The organism is Sodalis sp. (in: enterobacteria) (assembly GCF_036327475.1).
Taxonomy (GTDB): domain Bacteria; phylum Pseudomonadota; class Gammaproteobacteria; order Enterobacterales; family Enterobacteriaceae.
The window spans coordinates 1,516,981-1,532,724 of record NZ_CP132913.1 but is presented as its reverse complement, the minus strand read 5'-3'; the positions used below and the strand labels follow the sequence as shown (position 1 = coordinate 1,532,724).

Below are 15,744 nucleotides of genomic sequence, written 5' to 3'. Positions count from 1 at the left end.
AATCCGCAGGGTTTCGGCGATTAACGGCACGCGCCACTGAAGCCTGGCGTTCGGCCATCATAGGGCCTACATCCCAGACGGCTGGCACCAGCCAGCCGTCCAGACCGCGATGATGATCACGACAACGATCACCACCAGCGACGAAGATGTCAGGCGCGGCCATGCGAACATGATCACCCCGTTAGTGCAAACAGAAGCTAAACTTGCCAAGCATGATGCAGTAGGTGCAGAATCTGAGCGACAAAAATCAGGATGCCCAACGCGTTGACCAAGCCCATCATTACCGGGCGCGGGATATGACGCATCATGCGCGCCAGATCCGCCAGAAAACAGGATCTACATACTGCCCGCAAAAGCACCGCTGGAAAATACGCGCCACGCCGTAGACATGCGCCATTAACCAACACCACCGAGCCGGCGGAGGCCCGCCGAGTAGCGAGGTCACTATACACAGCACAATCGATGCCACAAGGCAGTTGACTTTGTGGTCGACGCCGGCGATGACCAAACAGGAGATCACCTCCCACACCAGCGCGAGCGCGGTGACAATATCTGTCAGACATTCACGCGCCAATAAACGGGGAACGCTGGGCGCGATGGGGAAGGGCGTTTGCCATGCAATACCGCTAACCAGGGATATAGGCAGGCCATGCCGTCAATGAAACCGCGCTATAGCGATATCGAGCATCCTTTTTAAAACTATTTTAGAAACCTAGCAGCTGCAGGCTAGGCATTGGCGGTCATATAGCTCAACGACTCGATAAGGCTGAGCGGGGCCGCCCCATTTATAGCGATATTTAACGGTGGAACTCGGCCAATAAAACGGTAGTTTCTACGTGTATTGTGAATTGATTATTGAAGACGATTAAAAATCAATACTAAAACGGTGACTAGAATGTAAACTTAAACTAAATACAAGACTTGGGCTTGGGTTTTGGTTTTATGCTTAACTTGAATCTATTCCACAATCGTAAATGGTGCGCACTTCGGTGCCGGGGTGGTCGTCGTTCGGGAGATCGCATTTTCCTGCATTCGGGTGCGGATAGCCAGACCGGATGCGCATCGAAACTACCCGGCGGCGTCGACCGCCTGGTACATTCTAGGCGGACAAAGGTTTGTCGGCTCAAATGCCGATGCAAGACGGGGAAGCTATACACGGCGAGAGCGGTGCCCGAACAGGCTTGAACCGCAGAAGGGCGGGGAGCGGGTGGCGGACGGGGTCGTGGTTAATCCTCATCAAACCCGGCATTAAACAGCTCGATCACTGCCGCCAGCGCTTGTACCTCGTCAGGCCCGGTAGCCTCGACTTCAATCATCCGCCCTTTGGCGGAATCGAGCATTAGCAAACCGATAACGCTGCTGGCTTCTACTTCGGTGCCGCTGTCGTTGCGCAACAGCACTTCGGCATCAAAACTCTGTATTAATTCAAACAACTTCATTGCCGGACGGGCGTGCATCCCCAGGCGGTTTTTTATCTCTACCGTTTGTTTGACCGTCATGATTTACGCTTTTCCAAAGTGCGGTGGCGGGACTGGACATTCTTGCCGCGAGAACGGAAATAATCTGCCAGCCGTTCAGCGATATAGACCGAACGGTGCTTGCCGCCTGTACAGCCTATCGCCACCGTGAGATAACTGTGGTTGTTGGTTTCGAACATTGGCAGCCACAGCGCTAGATAGCTGCGTGTCTGATAGATGAAATTATGTACTTCGGTATGGCGATCTAAAAATGCCGCTACGGGGCGATCCAGGCCGCTCATCGGCCTAAGCTTGGGATCCCAGTGGGGATTGGGCAAAAAGCGCACGTCGAACACATAGTCGGCGTCGATGGGGATGCCGTGTTTGTAGCCAAAGGATTCAAACACCATGGTCAGTTCCCGCTCGCGCTTGCCCAACAAGCGGGCGCGCAGCATTTCGGCCAGCTCATGCACCGACATCTCGGAGGTGTTGATCACCAAATCGGCGTGCGAGCGCAGCGGCTCAAGCAGCGAATCCTCTTCATCGATGGCGCTTTCTAGCGACAGGTTCCTGGCGGAGAGCGGGTGTAGCCGGCGGGTGTCGCTATAGCGGCGGATGAGCGTGTTGCGATCGGCGTCCAGAAACAGGAGCTGTGGGGAAAAGGCCTGCGCCAGGTTATCCATGGCCTGCTCAAAAACTTCCGGCGATTCGGGCATATTGCGCACATCGATACTCACCGCGGCGGAGATATTGCTCGCCGCCAGCGTACTGGCAAGCTGCGGCAGCAGCACCACCGGTATATTATCGACGCAATAAAAACCCATGTCCTCCAGTGCGCGTAGCGCAACGGATTTACCTGAGCCGGAACGACCGCTGACTATCATCAGCACCATGACGCCCACCCCTTGCCTTACTTATCTCATCCCCTGGCGATGCAGCTATACCTCGCCCGTTCTGTCGAGACGATGCCACAACATCAGTCGCTGTCATCCGTCTCTGTCATAATCTGATACAGCTCTTCGTCGCTTTGTGCGGCGCGCAAGCGGCGAGAAACGGTTTTGTCCGCCAACCGCTTGGCAACCAGCGATAGGGTGTGCAAATGGACCTTGCACTGTTCCGCCGGCACCAGCAGCGCGAACAGCAGGTCCACGGGCTGATTATCAATGGCGTCAAAGGCGATGGGCTGTTCAAGCCGGATAAAAACCCCGACCGCGCGCAGCGTGTCCTCTTCCAGCTTACCGTGCGGAATGGCGATACCATTACCGATACCTGTACTTCCCATGCGTTCACGCGTCAATACGGCGTCAAATACCACTTGCGGCGCCAAGTTGAGCCGTTTCGCCGCTAGTTCGCTGATGATTTCTAGCGCTCTTTTCTTGCTCTGGCAGTGGACGTCGCTGCGGGTACATTCAATGTTTAACACTGAATCAATTTGCATTGCTGTATCGTTAGTCATTTCAAGTCACTTAGGCGCTAGTTAACCTTTAAGACTCATCGGTCTGTTTACCGTAGGAATAACAAGCCGATGTGAGGTTTAGGTAGCGTTGTCGGCTACGGTTAAATTAATATTGTTTCAGCTTTCCTTGTATACTTGTTCGGCTGTCGCGTGAGTTTATAGATCAATAGATCGACGGCGGCATATATATCATCCTCTTCCGCAGTCGCGCGCACTCATCGCGCCATTGTCGGCAATCTTCTGAACTTTCCCCACCTTCAGGACAATATTGAGAATTTGATGGTGATAAATTCTCGTAAGGTGTCGGTGATGTCAACATGCTGTCCGGTAACGCTCAGCTGCATAGTGCCTTCCTTCTCTGTAGAGGTCAAACCAATTGTTTTCGCTGGTTTGACGGCGGGATGGATAAATACTCTCTGTACTTTAACTGCGGCGCGTCGCGCTACCATCAGAAAACAGGCTGTCGCTAAGCGGCTTTATCGGGTTTTCCGCAGAAATGAGTTTTTACCAACGCACGAACAGCCGTTGAGGATGCTTCGCCTCCACTTTCGATATTGACGTGATTTGAGAAAAATATTTCAATTCAAAGATGCTGCTCTGGCTGTGTAGCCATTTCTTGGTGGTGACGTGCAAGATTGTGAACTCGTACATATCTGCCGCCTTGGCAATGTCCGTCAACACCATCAGTCACATAAACTCTTCCCCTTGTTTAAAACGCTCTCTGTCATTCGACAATGCAGCGCGTCACTTTCAGCAGCGTTTCATTTCGGCTTTCAGGCTTTTAATCAGCCAGCGCATCTCCTGCAAATGGCTGCGAATTAACTGACCGTCCTAATCATTGCTACTCAACACCGCGTACTGCTGATTGATACGCAGGACTGGGATACTGTCGGTATTAAGTTTCACTACACAGTAGTTTTGCAGTTTTCGCATCAGCACGTCAGGAATGACATAGTGCGACTCGCCGGTATTGACGGACTACCCTGGACACGGATTAAGCGACTGTATCAGCCCCATCACGGGTTTCAGCACCACTTCTTTCAGCTTGGCTGAACGCATCTAGCTGCCCAGCAGATTAAGATAATTGTTGACCATGAGCTGCGCTTCGTTGAGATAAGGCAGAATCAGCAGGCAATCGCGCAAACCCCGCGCTACCACGCCAACCGGATCAAAGCGCTGGATGCGTTCTGGCACCACTTCTATTTTGTGGTCACGTTTTTGTCCACGGCGTCGATTATCGAGAAGGCGATGGTTTTATCGGGACTAGAGGGTGGGGTGAGCTTCACCTGCCACATCAAGTAATCCTGAAGTGAGTGGTTTCGCGACAGCTCTTTCGGCATGCCCTTTTGTTCCATCGCCCGTGAGTGTCTAACGATTCACTGTCGTGTCCATCACGCACCTTCACCTCGTCATGCAAACTGGCCTGCTCAAGCAGGAGGTTACGTTCTAGCGCCGTCTGAATTTTCCGCTGGGGTTCAAGCGTGGACAGTTGCAACAGACAGACGACCTGTTGCAACTATATGGCCATAGCTAACTGCTGACTCAGCCTGAGTTGTAAACCTTGCTTCATATAATGCGTCAATATCCTCACGAACCACGGCGGTAACGTCACCTTATCAGAGGCGGAACTCTTCACCCAGATAAAACCGCTTGACCTGTTTGTCGAGCAGGATGTCGGCGGGGGAGCCGTGAGCAATAAGCTTACCCTGACTGACGATATAGGCCCGTTCGCACACGTCAAGGGTTTCACGCACGTTGTGGTCGGTAATCAGCACGCCAAGGCCGCTGTCGCGCAAATGTTCAATGACTTTTTTGATGTCGATGACCGAAATCGGATCGACGCCGGCAAAAGGTTCGTCAAGCAGGATAAATTTAGGATTGGCGGCCAGTGCGCGCGCGATCTCCACCCGGCGTCGTTCACCGCCGGATAGCGACTGGCCGAGGTTGTCGCGCAGGTGGCTGATATGAAACTCTTCCATCAACTCTTTCGCGCGATCGTTGCGCTGTTCGCTTGTCAGATTCCGGCGGATTTGTAGCACTGCCATCAGATTGTCGAACACGCTCAGACGGCGGAAGATCGAGACTTCCTGCGGCAAATAGCCGATACCGCGCTGGGCGCGGGTGTGTAGCGGCAGAAGGCTGATATCGTCTTTGTCGATCACAATGCGGCCGCTGTCGCGGGGAATAATACCCACAACCATATAAAACGTGGTGGTTTTTCCCGCTCCGTTTGGCCCCAGCAATCCCACAATTTCGCCAGAGCTTACCTTAAGGCTGACATCTTCCACCACGCGGCGCCCTTTATAAGCTTTAGCCAAATTTTCTGCGATTAATGTTGCCATACATCTCTATACCTGTTTATTTGGCTGATTTCGCCGACGCTTTAGCGCCGCTTTTATCCTGCAACTGCGCCGGCATCAGCACGGTAGTGACCCGTTTGCCTTTGTCGCTGAATGCCTCCATCTGCTGCTCCTTGACCAGATAGGTGATACAATCGCCCTTGACGTTGCTGTCCAACTGCTCCAGATAGGCATTGCCGGTCAGGATCACCAGATCATTAGCCGTCTCATAGCGCACTTTCTGTGAATGACCGTGGACCGGCTTGCCGTCGTCCTGCAACTGATAGAAGGTCACCGGATTACCGAAACCTTCCACCACTTCGTTACCGTTCTTAGCATCAGGACGGCTAATAACCACCTTATCGGCGCGAATATCGATGGAACCGCGCTTGACCACCACATCACCGGTTAAGGTCACGATATTGGTCGCCATATCTACCGCCTGCTGCGCGGAGTCGATCTGAATCGGCTGCTGGTTGTCGCTGGTGAGCGCCAGCGTCTGTGCGTTGACCAGCATTAAGACGCCGGCTAGAAGCAGGCTGGGGCGTATGTTGTGAATTCTGGATTTCATAAGAGGTTTTAACCTTTTCAATCAACTCAGCGGTCTTGTTGCGCAGATTGCCGCGCATCTTCATGCCGGTGGAGTTAAAGCCGGCACCATGTAAGGTGACCTCATCATCCGAGGAGACGTCTTGCGTGACTAGATTAACCACCGCGTTATCTGTTGTAATGCATTTAAGCTGCGAGGCGTCGGTCAGGCTATCCACCTGAACATGGCCATACAGATAAAGTCTCCTGTCTTGGGTCAGCTTGCCCTTATCGGCCTTTGCCGTCCAGGTTGGCATTTTGTCTTCATCGAACGTAGTGGCGACCGGAAGAGTAAACCAGGTTATCTGTTGTTCGGCGTAGTGATTCACGTGATTGGCCGCCAGTTTATACTTAAGCCCCCCAGCCGGGTTATACACCACTGTGGTGGTATATTCGCTTTGGTAGGTTGGCTCGCCGGTATTAACCAGCGCCGAGTCGATATCCGCCAGATTCCGGCCGATAAGCACCAGTACCAATAATCCCAGCAGTGCCGTTGTAAAACGCACATTCTTACTCATACCGACTGCCCTTTGGTATCCTCCAGCTTTCCCTGCACCAGCAGCAGGTCGCAGACTGCCCGCGCGGCACCGCGACCACCGGCGATGCTGGTAAGGTAATCGGCCCTGGGCTGCAATAGCGGGCGCGCATCCGTCACCGCCGCGCTCAGGCCAACCTGCCCCATCACCGGAGCATCAATCAGGTCGTCGCCAACATAGGCGACCTGTTCCGCCGCTAATGTCAGTTTACTTAGAAGCGCCTTAAAGGCCATAGTGTTATCAGATAGTGTTATCAGACTGCCCCTGGTAAAGGTACGTAATGCCAAGCGTGGTGCAGTGGCCCTCTAGCAGCCTGGCGGAGTGGCCGTATAATAGCGACCTCAATACCCAATGTCAGCAGACAGCGAATGCCGTAGCCATCGCGGACATTGAAGGCTTTGGGTTCTCACCGTGATTGCCCATACAAATCAGGCTGTCGGACATCACACCATCCCACATCACAAATCAGTAGACGAATATGGTGGACCCGCTGCAACACCTACTGCGCGACCGGTCCATAACACGTCTCAACGATGGGGTCTATTCATGCAGTACACCACCCTATCAAGCGGTCGTTCTGCACTACCAGCAGCCAGCAGCGAGGCAATGTGGTGCACTTGCATCAGGTTGAGCGCCTCCACCGCCAGCATGTCGGGGACGATGCGCACGCCGTCGGGGTCAACATCGGCGATGCGTGCCCGGTTAAGGTCGATGCCCATACAAACCTCGCCGCAGACGCCGTTGGTAAAAATAGAGACCGTGCGGACGATCTGCGGAATATCGTCGCCGCTGTACATGATATCGCTCACGTGCAGCAGCAGTTCGCGTCCCAATGCGTCGTCGAGATGAGACGGGGCGGATCTTTGGCGGTGAGTCCTTGTGCCCGCAATAGGGCTACTGCTATGGCGTCGCCCATCACTATTGCGGCGGTGTGCTGACGGTAGGCGTCAGCTCTGGTAGGCTTGCCACGATCGCCGGTACCGTCAGGCCGACCCTCAAATCGTTTAAGCCAAAAAACGCGCCAGGACGCTAGTGTTATCAATCACCATCCGCTCCGAAATGGGCATAATAATAAACGCCGGTACTAGCCACGGGATCGTCGCGGTATTATTACTATCCTTCGGCAGCTTCGCCAGCTGTTCACTAATTAGTGTGTCATGGTGATGATAATCAGCAGGTAAGTAGTCGCCGCCAGAGCAAGACTCCATCAAGCCTGCCCAGGATATTGCCGCCGTCATATCGATTTGATTATTCAGCGCGGCGGTCACCGATACCAGTAATTCTGGCAGCGAGGTCCGAAAGCGACGATGGTACAGCCGATAAGCCAGAGCGTAACGCCGAGCGAGCGGCTCAATACGCTGCACTATAGACCAATCTGTCCGCGTCATAAACCAATAGCACAAGGCCAATAATTAATAATAACGTGGTAAAAGCGTGATAAATCATTGGATTAAAAATCTATTTCGTTGACGCAACATAGCCCAAAAGGGAAATAAACGTAAACTGGCATTAATTTGCCCACCTGACAGATAAAAGTAAAACGAGGCGATAATGTTGTTTTGGATTGCTGGGCCTGGATGGGGCGAGAAAAGTTCGATGAAATGGTCAGCTTGCTTTACTATCATTACTGCAGACCATGGGTGTGGAAAAGGGCAGTAAGCTATGAACCAGAGCGATAACCTGGTCGAGATTCGCGGATTAAGCTTTCGTCGGGACGATCGCGTTATTTTCGATGATATCAGCATGCAGTTTCCGCGCGGCAAAGTCACCGCGATCATGGGGCCGTCGGGCATTGGTAAAACCACCTTGCTGCGCCTCATCGGCGGGCAACTGCCACCGGACAGCGGTGAAATTTGGGTGGACGGTAATAATATTCCCACGTTGTCGCGCCGACTCCTCTACGAGGCACGTAAAAAAATCAGCATGCTGTTTCAATCCGGTGCGCTATTTACCGATATTAACGTTTTTGAGAACGTGGCGTTTCCGCTGCGGCGCCATACCCGTTTGCCGGAGCCGGTGCTGCGCAGCACGGTGCTAATGAAGCTTGAGGCGGTAGGTTTACGGGGGGCGGCCGCGCTGATGCCTGCCGAGCTTTCCGGCGGTATGGCGCGCCGTGCGGCGCTGGCGCGCGCCATTGCATTGGATCCTGAGCTGATTATGTTCGATGAACCGTTCGCAGGACAGGACCCGATTACCATGGGAGTGCTGGTCAAGCTTATCGACGAGCTAAATCGCGCGCTCGGCATCACCTGCATCGTCGTGTCCCACGACGTGCCGGAGGTGTTGAGTATCGCTGATTACGCCTATATGGTCGCCGACCAGCACGTCGTGGCGGAAGGCACCCCGGCAAGTTTGCGTGATAACCAGAATCCCCGAGTGAGACAATTTCTCGACGGCATCGCCGACGGGCCAATGCCATTTAACGTTTCCGCCGAAGATTACCAGACCCAGCTATTGGGCGCAGGGGGTTAATCTCAGCCATGGTATTAGAAGCTATAGCGTCCTTCGGGCGCCTTGGGATCAGCTTCTGCCACGGTTTTGGCCGGGCCGGTGTCATGCTGTTTAGCGCACTGATAGGTAAACCGGCTCTGCGCGAACAATGGCCGCTGCTGGTGAAGCAACTTTACGGCGTCGGCGTATTATCGCTGGTGATTATTATAGTTTCTGGCCTGTTCATCGGTATGGTGCTTGGGATGCAGAGCTACATTATTCTCACGACCTACAGCGCGGAGTCCAGTCTTGGGATGTTGGTCGCGCTGTCGCTACTGCGCGAGCTGGGACCAGCTGTGACTGCGCTGTTGTTCGCCGGTCGGGCGGGATCAGCGCTTACCGCCGAAATAGGGTTGATGAAGGCCACCGAGCAGCTGTCTAGTCTGGAGATGATGGCGGTGGATCCGCTGCGCCGAGTGGTGGCGCCGCGTTTTTGGGCCGGCGTGATTAGTATGCCGCTGCTCACGGCAATTTTCGTCGCGGTCGGCATCTGGGGCGGTGCCGTAGTCGGCGTGGAATGGAAAGGTGTCGACAGTGGGTTCTTCTGGTCCGCGATACAAAGCGCCGTGAACTGGCGGCAAGATTTGGTTAACTGTGTAATCAAGAGCATTGTTTTCGCTATCGTCGTCACTTGGATTGCGCTGTTCGATGGTTACGACGCGATCCCAACCTCCGAGGGTATCGGCCGCGCAACGACCCGCACGGTGGTTCACGCCTCGTTGGCGATATTGGGTTTGGATTTTGTGCTGACAGCACTGATGTTTGGGAACTGAGTGAATGCAAACCAAAAAAAGTGAAATCTGGGTCGGCGTGTTTATGATTATCGCCTTCTGCGCCATCATGTCTCTTTGTCTCAAGGTCGCGGATATCCGTTTGGTGAGCAATGCCGCAACCTATCGGATCAGCGCATCTTTCGATAATATCGGTGGACTCAAGGTGCGCTCGCCGGTGAGGGTTGGCGGGGTAGTCATTGGCCGAGTTGCGGATATCATCCTCGATCCGAAAACGTATGCGCCGAAGGTCATCATGGATATTGAACAGACCTATAATAATATACCAGATAGCAGTTCCCTTGCGATTCACACCTTGGGGCTGCTGGGGGAGCAATACTTGGCATTGAATATCGGTTTCGAGGATCCGGAGACGGGGACGTCTATTCTAAAAGACGGTGGCGTGATACACGATACCAAGTCCGCCATCGTGCTAGAAGACCTGATTGGCCAGTTCTTGTATAAAAGCGGCTGTGACAATAATAGTGCTGGCGCGGTTCAGAGCAGTGGCACCTCGGCCGGGCAATAAGATGCTGTCAGCGGCCGCAGCGGGGTAACCTCAACAGGAGGAATACATGTTTAAACGTTTATTAATAGTGGCGCTGCTGGTGACCGCACCACTGACACAGGCTGCCGATCAGACCAACCCTTATCATTTGATGAACGATGTGGCGAGAAAAACCTTTGACCGCTTGAAGAATGAACAGGGCAAAATTCACCAGGATCCCAACTATCTGCGCACCGTGGTACGTGAAGAGTTACTTCCCCATATGCAAGTGAAATACGCTGGCGCGCTAGTGCTAGGACGCTATTATGGCGAAGCCACGCCGGCGCAGCGCGACGCCTATTTTAAAGCCTTCCAGGTCTATCTGGAGCAGGCTTACAGCCAAGCGTTAGCGCTTTACAGTAATCAAACCTATCAAATCGCGCCGGAAAAGCCGTTGGGTGATGCAACGATTGTAGCTATACGCGTCACGATTATCGATCAGGGCGGCCGGCCGCCGGTACGTCTTGATTTTCAGTGGCGCAAAAATAGCGTCTCAGGCAACTGGCAGGTCTACGACATGATTGTTGAAGGGGTCGGTATGATTACCACCAAGCAAAACGAGTGGGCCTCCACGCTGCGCACCAAGGGCATTGACGGGCTGACCCGGCAATTGCAGGCCGCCTCCGGTCTGCCCATTACCCTGGATAAGCAACGCAATGGCTGATGAGCTAAGCTGGCACACACAGGGACAAACGTTAATTCTACGGGGCGAGCTGGATCGCGACACACTGCCGACGCTTTGGCTGCAGCGCCAGGAGTTGCTTGACGGTATCCGATTTCTGGATGTATCCGGCCTAAAACGTGTCGATTCCGCCGGTGTAGCACTGATGCTGCATTTTTACCACCAGCAGCAGCGGGGAGCGACGCTCGCTCTCACCGGCGTCACCGATCGGCTACGCACCTTGATCGCCTTATACAAGCTGCAGGCGATCCTGCCCTGTGCGCCATCCGCAAGCATTTAATCTAGCATCCCGGCGGCGCTTTTCACGCCGCCGGAAGACCATGCCGCGAAACCCGCTAAACCCCCTGCCTGCTGATGTGGGGAACCGGCGCCTGGCCATTGAGTGCGTGACGTAAAGAATTGCGGTTAATCTTATTGCCTGTTCCCGAGCGTGATGGTTTCCTTTAAAATGTCGGTCTGATTTCCGACCCCACAAAGTAGGACGTTATATGGAAACGAGTGAAATCAAAGCGATGCTAATGGAAGCCTTAAAACTGGACGAAGTCCACGTAAGCGGCGACGGTAGCCATTTTCAGGTTATTGCGGTCAGCGACCAGTTCGCCGGTATGAGCCGAGTTAAAAAACAGCAGACGATTTATGAGCCACTGATGGAATATATTTCAGACAACCGCATCCATGCCTTATCGATAAAGGCCTACACTCCAAAAGAGTGGCAGCGCGATCGCAAGCTAAACGGGTTTTGAATGTTGACCCTGGCGGATAACAGTCTTCCTATTTAATAGAGAGCAGTCATAATGGATAAATTTCGTGTCCATGGCCCCACTCGGTTAAGCGGCGAAGTCACCATTTTGGGGGCCAAAAATGCCGCGTTACCGATTTTATTTGCCTCGTTGCTGGCGGAAGAACCAGTTGAAATCCAAAACGTCCCCAAGCTGAAAGATATCGACACCGCCATGAAACTGTTGGGCCAGCTCGGCGCCAGGGTTGAACGCAATGGTTCGGTGCATGTGGACGCCAGTGGCGTTAACGTTTATTGCGCGTCCTATGAGTTAGTGAAGACCATGCGTGCGTCGATTTGGGCGCTAGGGCCTCTGGTGGCGCGCTTCGGCCAAGGGCAGGTATCCTTGCCTGGCGGCTGCGCCATCGGCGCGCGCCCGGTGGATCTACACATCAGTGCCTTGGAGCAACTTGGCGCCACCATTAAGCTGGAAGAGGGTTACGTCAAAGCCTCCGTAGATGGCCGTCTGCTCGGAGCACATATCGTCATGGACAAAGTTAGCGTCGGTGCCACGGTCACGATCATGAGCGCTGCGACGTTGGCGACCGGCACCACCATTATCGAAAACGCCGCCCGCGAGCCGGAGATTGTCGATACCGCCAATTTCCTTACCACGCTGGGTGCGAAAATCAGCGGCGCCGGTACCGATAAAATTACTGTCGAAGGGGTTAAGCGCCTCGGTGGCGGCGTCTATCGCGTACTGCCCGATCGCATCGAAACCGGCACCTTCCTGGTCGCAGCGGCTGTATCCCGCGGTAGCGTGGTCTGCCACGCTACGCGTCCAGATATGCTGGATGTCGTGCTGGCAAAATTGCGAGAAGCGGGCGCGGATATTGCCGCCGGCGACGACTGGATCAGCCTGGATATGCGCGGCCAGCGTCCGAAAGCCGTGACAGTGCGCACCGCCCCTTATCCCGGCTTCCCTACCGATATGCAGGCGCAGTTCAGCTTGCTGAATTTGGTGGCCGACGGCACGGGGGTGATTACCGAAACCATTTTTGAAAATCGTTTCATGCACGTCCCCGAACTGATTCGGATGGGGGCACATGCGGAAATCGAAAGCAACACCGTGATCTGCCACGGTGTCGATGCGCTGTCTGGCTCACAGGTCATGGCGACTGATCTGCGTGCTTCCGCTAGCCTAGTGCTGGCCGGCTGTATCGCTGAGGGGGTGACGGTGGTGGATCGTATTTACCATATCGATCGTGGTTATGATTGTATCGAGGAAAAGCTGCGGCGTATGGGTGCCAATATCGAACGAATCAGCAGTGAGTAGTCAACCGCCGTGCCCGGCCGCAGTGTTCACCGGAGCGCTTTGAGTGATTGACATGTTGCTCGCCGGTGTCGCCTCTACCGCCTGCTGTACGGCGCACCAAATTAGCATCAGAGCGTACGGCTTGCCGCTCGTTGGCGTCACCCCATGCGGCGGTTCTGGCATCTGGCAATGCGCGCACAGCGCTTTAGTTTAAGGCGTCGGCGCGATCCTGGACGAATTTCCGCCACCTGATCCATCGTTTCGATCGCGGAAATGGCTGGCTTATGGTTGACGCTTAGGATCACACCTTCCACCCGAATACCGGCCTACATCGCCGGGCTATCTAGCGTCACTTCATTGACGATGATGCCTTGAATGCGCGAGGGCCGCCGCCGTTGTGTATCAGCGCTACTTCACGGCTACCGATACCGATATAGCCGTGGGTCACTCGACCATCGCGAATTAGCTTGTTCACCACCTTGGTGGTCAGCACGGTTGGAATGGCCAAACCGATACCTTTCGCCGTTATTGCTCTTATCAAACGATAACGATTTGCAAGAAATTCTGCCGCTCTGACGGGCTCAAAACCGATGCGGCCGATGGCGCTAAAAATGCTTTGGTAATCGTCTACCCTAGATTGTAGGGGTTGCAAATCGCCATCACTACATCGCTGATATGTGGCTGTCGGTCGTGATTGATGGGGATCACGGCAGGTTGTTGGCGTTTCAGCAGCGCCAGATCGGTCAGACTGACTAAACCGACCGACAGCGCCTGTGTATACAGGCCAGTCCTGCAGCACGACGATAATTTGCTCGGCGTCGTTGATGACATGCTTGACGGAACGCAACAACTTGAGGAGCATGGTAACATGAGTTAAACGGACACCGCGGCGCCGGCGTCCCTTTTTTGATCCCTTAGCGCAGTAACAGGAAAATACTCGTGTCGCCACGCACGATATTTAGCGCCATGACCGCCGGTTTGGCGTCCAACACTTTGCGCAGTTGTGCTAGGCTTTGTACCCGTTCGCGGTTCAGGCCCACGATCACATCGCCTTTCTGCAGGCCGATCGCGGCGGCAGGGGAATCTTTCACCACATCCTTTACCTGAACGCCCTTGGTGCCGTCTTTCAACTGACCATTACTCAGAGAGGCTCCCCGCAGCTCCGGAGTGAGAATCTCTTCGCTGGTGGTGGCGGACGCGCTGTCATCCAGGACTACCGACGCCGTTTGCGGCTTGCCGTTGTGCAGTAGGCCGAGCTTGACGATTTTACCTGGGGCGGTCGTGCCGACTTTCACCCGCAGTTCGGCGAAACTCTGAATCGGCTTGTTTTCCACTGAGATGATGATATCGCCGGCTTTGATACCGGCCTTGGCCGCGGCGGAATTCGGCAATACTTCGCTGACGAACGCGCCGCGCTGGGCGTCGATGTTAAAGGCTTTAGCGATATCGGCGGTCAGCTCAGTACCCTTAATACCCAACTGGCCGCGCTTGACTTCGCCGTATTCAATCAGTTGCTGACTTAGATTTTTGACGATATTACTGGGGATGGCGAAACCGATGCCGATATTGCCGCCCCCCGGCGCCAGAATGGCGGTGTTAATGCCGATAAGCTCACCGTTGAGGTTAACTAGCGCACCGCCAGAATTGCCGCGGTTGATAGAGGCATCGGTCTGAATGAAGTTTTCCAGGCCATCTAAATTAAGACCGCTTCGGCCAAGGGCGGATACGATACCTGATGTGGCTGTCTGCCCGAGGCCGAACGGGTTACCCACCGCAATCGCAAAATCGCCGACCTTAATGGCGTCGGAGTCGGCCATGGTCACCTCGCTGAGGTTTTTCGGGGAGGGCAACTGCAGCAGCGCCAGATCGGTCTGCTCGTCGTGCCCTACCAGCTTGGCGTCGAATTCGCGACCGTCATTGAGCTGTATTTTGATCTTGTCCGCGCCGTTAACCACATGGTTGTTGGTTATTACATAACCCTTCGCGGCGTTGATGATGACCCCTGACCCCAGCCCTTCAAACGGACGCGTTCCACCGTTGCCGCCAGGGGTATCTGGACCGAAGAAGTATTTGAATTCCTTTGGCCGCATAGGACGCCGAATGGGTTGATAGCCTTCCACATGGACGCTTACCACCGCCGGCAAGACTTTGGTCAGCATCGGCGCCAGACTGAGCATGGACTGCCCCGCCACTTCGGCCGGCAACGCCGCCAGGGGTGCAGAAAAAGGGAGTAGACTCAGCCAGATACTGAGAACCAATATGCTGAATAGAGGTGTTGTTTTCATCGTAACGTTAACTCGCTCGTTTTCGTATCAGATACCCTGCTTCAGCCACCTGGTGACGGTGGCATAATCGCCATTATGACCCTGCCGGGTACGGAAAAGCTCAGCCATGGCGCGCGCGACGCCGGCAAAACGCGGCTGGCGGCGCTGGTCTGGCACGCAAGCCACGCGTAGTGCGCAGCAAGCCGCTGGCGCTTTCCGAGTAATCCCGCGGCTGCATTTCCGCCAGGATTTGATCGCTGTCCGCTTCCGCTTCGGTTAAACGATAACGGAACGGATTATCTTTGCGGCGCTGCTCTGGCAGCAGACTATTGGAGCTTTTGGCCATATGCTGATACAACTGACGGTAATCGTCTGCCATATTGTCCAATAATTCGGCGCTGCGGGCGAAATGGCTGGTCAGCTCTTCACTATACTCGTCCAGCTCGGCTTTACTCTTCTCCAGCTCGTGCTCAAGTGTTTGCTGCTGACGCAGTTTACGATTGCCAAACCGCATGGCGACCGCGCCGATGATAATGCCCGCCACCAATCCAACCAGCGTATATTCCCAGGTCATAATGGCTC

Annotated in this window: 16 protein-coding genes and 6 pseudogenes; 7 read left to right on the top strand and 15 right to left on the bottom strand. The window is 54.4% G+C overall.

Annotated elements, in window-relative coordinates; genetic code table 11:
* Window positions 1-197: 197 nt before the first annotated feature.
* The 12 genes and pseudogenes from GPOALKHO_RS08280 to GPOALKHO_RS08225 all read right to left on the bottom strand — a co-directional run.
* On the bottom strand, window positions 198-410 hold the full coding sequence (locus GPOALKHO_RS08280) for a hypothetical protein (protein WP_406702094.1): 213 nt from the start codon (window positions 408-410) through the stop codon (window positions 198-200).
* A gap of 816 nt (window positions 411-1,226) precedes the next feature.
* On the bottom strand, window positions 1,227-1,499 hold the full coding sequence (gene npr / locus GPOALKHO_RS08275; RefSeq protein WP_406702092.1) for a PTS phosphocarrier protein NPr: 273 nt from the start codon (window positions 1,497-1,499) through the stop codon (window positions 1,227-1,229).
* Window positions 1,496-2,350 carry an RNase adapter RapZ gene (gene rapZ / locus GPOALKHO_RS08270; protein WP_406703461.1) on the bottom strand — a complete coding sequence of 285 codons (855 nt, stop codon included), beginning with the start codon at window positions 2,348-2,350 and terminating at the stop codon, window positions 1,496-1,498. The genes npr and rapZ overlap by 4 nt, the downstream gene beginning before the upstream one ends.
* 83 nt (window positions 2,351-2,433) lie before the next feature.
* Complete coding sequence (gene ptsN / locus GPOALKHO_RS08265) at window positions 2,434-2,913, bottom strand: PTS IIA-like nitrogen regulatory protein PtsN (protein WP_406702090.1); 480 nt, start codon at window positions 2,911-2,913, stop codon at window positions 2,434-2,436.
* Window positions 2,914-3,014: 101 nt separating this feature from the next.
* A complete protein-coding gene (locus GPOALKHO_RS08260; RefSeq protein ID WP_406702089.1) occupies window positions 3,015-3,128 on the bottom strand; it encodes a hypothetical protein in 114 nt (37 codons plus the stop codon).
* Window positions 3,129-3,280: 152 nt separating this feature from the next.
* Window positions 3,281-4,429 (bottom strand): annotated as a pseudogene (locus GPOALKHO_RS08255) (RNA polymerase factor sigma-54).
* A 100-nt stretch (window positions 4,430-4,529) separates the two neighbouring features.
* Window positions 4,530-5,255: an LPS export ABC transporter ATP-binding protein gene (gene lptB / locus GPOALKHO_RS08250; RefSeq protein WP_406702087.1), complete on the bottom strand. Its 726-nt coding sequence runs from the start codon at window positions 5,253-5,255 to the stop codon at window positions 4,530-4,532.
* Window positions 5,256-5,271: 16 nt separating this feature from the next.
* Window positions 5,272-5,823 (bottom strand): lipopolysaccharide ABC transporter substrate-binding protein LptA, encoded by a 552-nt coding sequence (lptA, locus tag GPOALKHO_RS08245; RefSeq protein WP_406702085.1) that lies wholly within the window; start codon window positions 5,821-5,823, stop codon window positions 5,272-5,274.
* Window positions 5,795-6,358, bottom strand: a pseudogene (lptC, locus tag GPOALKHO_RS08240) (LPS export ABC transporter periplasmic protein LptC); the annotation flags it as partial. The pseudogene lptC and the gene lptA, both read right to left, overlap by 29 nt.
* Window positions 6,355-6,875, bottom strand: a pseudogene (gene kdsC, locus GPOALKHO_RS08235) (3-deoxy-manno-octulosonate-8-phosphatase KdsC). The pseudogenes kdsC and lptC, both read right to left, overlap by 4 nt.
* A gap of 28 nt (window positions 6,876-6,903) precedes the next feature.
* A pseudogene (locus GPOALKHO_RS08230) lies at window positions 6,904-7,307 on the bottom strand (hypothetical protein); the annotation flags it as partial.
* A gap of 304 nt (window positions 7,308-7,611) precedes the next feature.
* Window positions 7,612-7,822, bottom strand: a pseudogene (locus GPOALKHO_RS08225) (calcium/sodium antiporter); the annotation flags it as partial.
* Between the two features lie 216 nt (window positions 7,823-8,038).
* Here GPOALKHO_RS08225 and mlaF point away from each other — a divergent pair.
* From mlaF to murA, 7 genes are all read left to right on the top strand, one after another.
* Window positions 8,039-8,848, top strand: coding sequence for a phospholipid ABC transporter ATP-binding protein MlaF (gene mlaF, locus GPOALKHO_RS08220; protein ID WP_406702083.1), 810 nt, complete (start codon window positions 8,039-8,041; stop codon window positions 8,846-8,848).
* A gap of 8 nt (window positions 8,849-8,856) precedes the next feature.
* Complete coding sequence (mlaE, locus tag GPOALKHO_RS08215) at window positions 8,857-9,639, top strand: lipid asymmetry maintenance ABC transporter permease subunit MlaE (protein WP_406702081.1); 783 nt, start codon at window positions 8,857-8,859, stop codon at window positions 9,637-9,639.
* Window positions 9,640-9,643: 4 nt separating this feature from the next.
* Window positions 9,644-10,165: an outer membrane lipid asymmetry maintenance protein MlaD gene (mlaD, locus tag GPOALKHO_RS08210; protein WP_406702079.1), complete on the top strand. Its 522-nt coding sequence runs from the start codon at window positions 9,644-9,646 to the stop codon at window positions 10,163-10,165.
* A 46-nt stretch (window positions 10,166-10,211) separates the two neighbouring features.
* Window positions 10,212-10,847: a phospholipid-binding protein MlaC gene (gene mlaC, locus GPOALKHO_RS08205; RefSeq protein WP_406702078.1), complete on the top strand. Its 636-nt coding sequence runs from the start codon at window positions 10,212-10,214 to the stop codon at window positions 10,845-10,847.
* On the top strand, window positions 10,840-11,145 hold the full coding sequence (gene mlaB, locus GPOALKHO_RS08200; protein ID WP_406702076.1) for a lipid asymmetry maintenance protein MlaB: 306 nt from the start codon (window positions 10,840-10,842) through the stop codon (window positions 11,143-11,145). The genes mlaC and mlaB overlap by 8 nt, the downstream gene beginning before the upstream one ends.
* Before the next feature lie 208 nt (window positions 11,146-11,353).
* Entirely contained in the window at window positions 11,354-11,608 is a 255-nt protein-coding gene (gene ibaG, locus GPOALKHO_RS08195) for a BolA family iron metabolism protein IbaG (RefSeq protein WP_406702074.1), read from the top strand.
* 51 nt (window positions 11,609-11,659) lie between these two features.
* On the top strand, window positions 11,660-12,919 hold the full coding sequence (gene murA / locus GPOALKHO_RS08190) for a UDP-N-acetylglucosamine 1-carboxyvinyltransferase (protein WP_406702073.1): 1,260 nt from the start codon (window positions 11,660-11,662) through the stop codon (window positions 12,917-12,919).
* Between the two features lie 203 nt (window positions 12,920-13,122).
* Here the strand turns inward: murA and GPOALKHO_RS08185 are convergent.
* The 3 genes and pseudogenes from GPOALKHO_RS08185 to zapG all read right to left on the bottom strand — a co-directional run.
* A pseudogene (locus tag GPOALKHO_RS08185) lies at window positions 13,123-13,733 on the bottom strand (PDZ domain-containing protein); the annotation flags it as partial.
* Between the two features lie 79 nt (window positions 13,734-13,812).
* Window positions 13,813-15,183, bottom strand: a complete 1,371-nt coding sequence (gene degQ / locus GPOALKHO_RS08180) for a serine endoprotease DegQ (protein ID WP_406702071.1) — start codon at window positions 15,181-15,183, stop codon at window positions 13,813-13,815.
* Between the two features lie 100 nt (window positions 15,184-15,283).
* Complete coding sequence (gene zapG, locus GPOALKHO_RS08175; RefSeq protein ID WP_406702069.1) at window positions 15,284-15,736, bottom strand: Z-ring associated protein ZapG; 453 nt, start codon at window positions 15,734-15,736, stop codon at window positions 15,284-15,286.
* Window positions 15,737-15,744 lie beyond the last annotated feature (8 nt).

Bases quoted from the DNA above. Each gene is read 5' to 3' on its own strand.
- npr (WP_406702092.1), bottom strand. From the start codon at position 1,499: ATGACGGTCAAACAAACGGTAGAGATAAAAAACCGCCTGGGGATGCAC.
- rapZ (WP_406703461.1), bottom strand. From the start codon at position 2,350: ATGGTGCTGATGATAGTCAGCGGTCGTTCCGGCTCAGGTAAATCCGTT.
- ptsN (WP_406702090.1), bottom strand. From the start codon at position 2,913: ATGACTAACGATACAGCAATGCAAATTGATTCAGTGTTAAACATTGAA.
- lptB (WP_406702087.1), bottom strand. From the start codon at position 5,255: ATGGCAACATTAATCGCAGAAAATTTGGCTAAAGCTTATAAAGGGCGC.
- lptA (WP_406702085.1), bottom strand. From the start codon at position 5,823: ATGAAATCCAGAATTCACAACATACGCCCCAGCCTGCTTCTAGCCGGC.
- mlaF (WP_406702083.1), top strand. From the start codon at position 8,039: ATGAACCAGAGCGATAACCTGGTCGAGATTCGCGGATTAAGCTTTCGT.
- mlaE (WP_406702081.1), top strand. From the start codon at position 8,857: ATGGTATTAGAAGCTATAGCGTCCTTCGGGCGCCTTGGGATCAGCTTC.
- mlaD (WP_406702079.1), top strand. From the start codon at position 9,644: ATGCAAACCAAAAAAAGTGAAATCTGGGTCGGCGTGTTTATGATTATC.
- mlaC (WP_406702078.1), top strand. From the start codon at position 10,212: ATGTTTAAACGTTTATTAATAGTGGCGCTGCTGGTGACCGCACCACTG.
- mlaB (WP_406702076.1), top strand. From the start codon at position 10,840: ATGGCTGATGAGCTAAGCTGGCACACACAGGGACAAACGTTAATTCTA.
- ibaG (WP_406702074.1), top strand. From the start codon at position 11,354: ATGGAAACGAGTGAAATCAAAGCGATGCTAATGGAAGCCTTAAAACTG.
- murA (WP_406702073.1), top strand. From the start codon at position 11,660: ATGGATAAATTTCGTGTCCATGGCCCCACTCGGTTAAGCGGCGAAGTC.
- degQ (WP_406702071.1), bottom strand. From the start codon at position 15,183: ATGAAAACAACACCTCTATTCAGCATATTGGTTCTCAGTATCTGGCTG.
- zapG (WP_406702069.1), bottom strand. From the start codon at position 15,736: ATGACCTGGGAATATACGCTGGTTGGATTGGTGGCGGGCATTATCATC.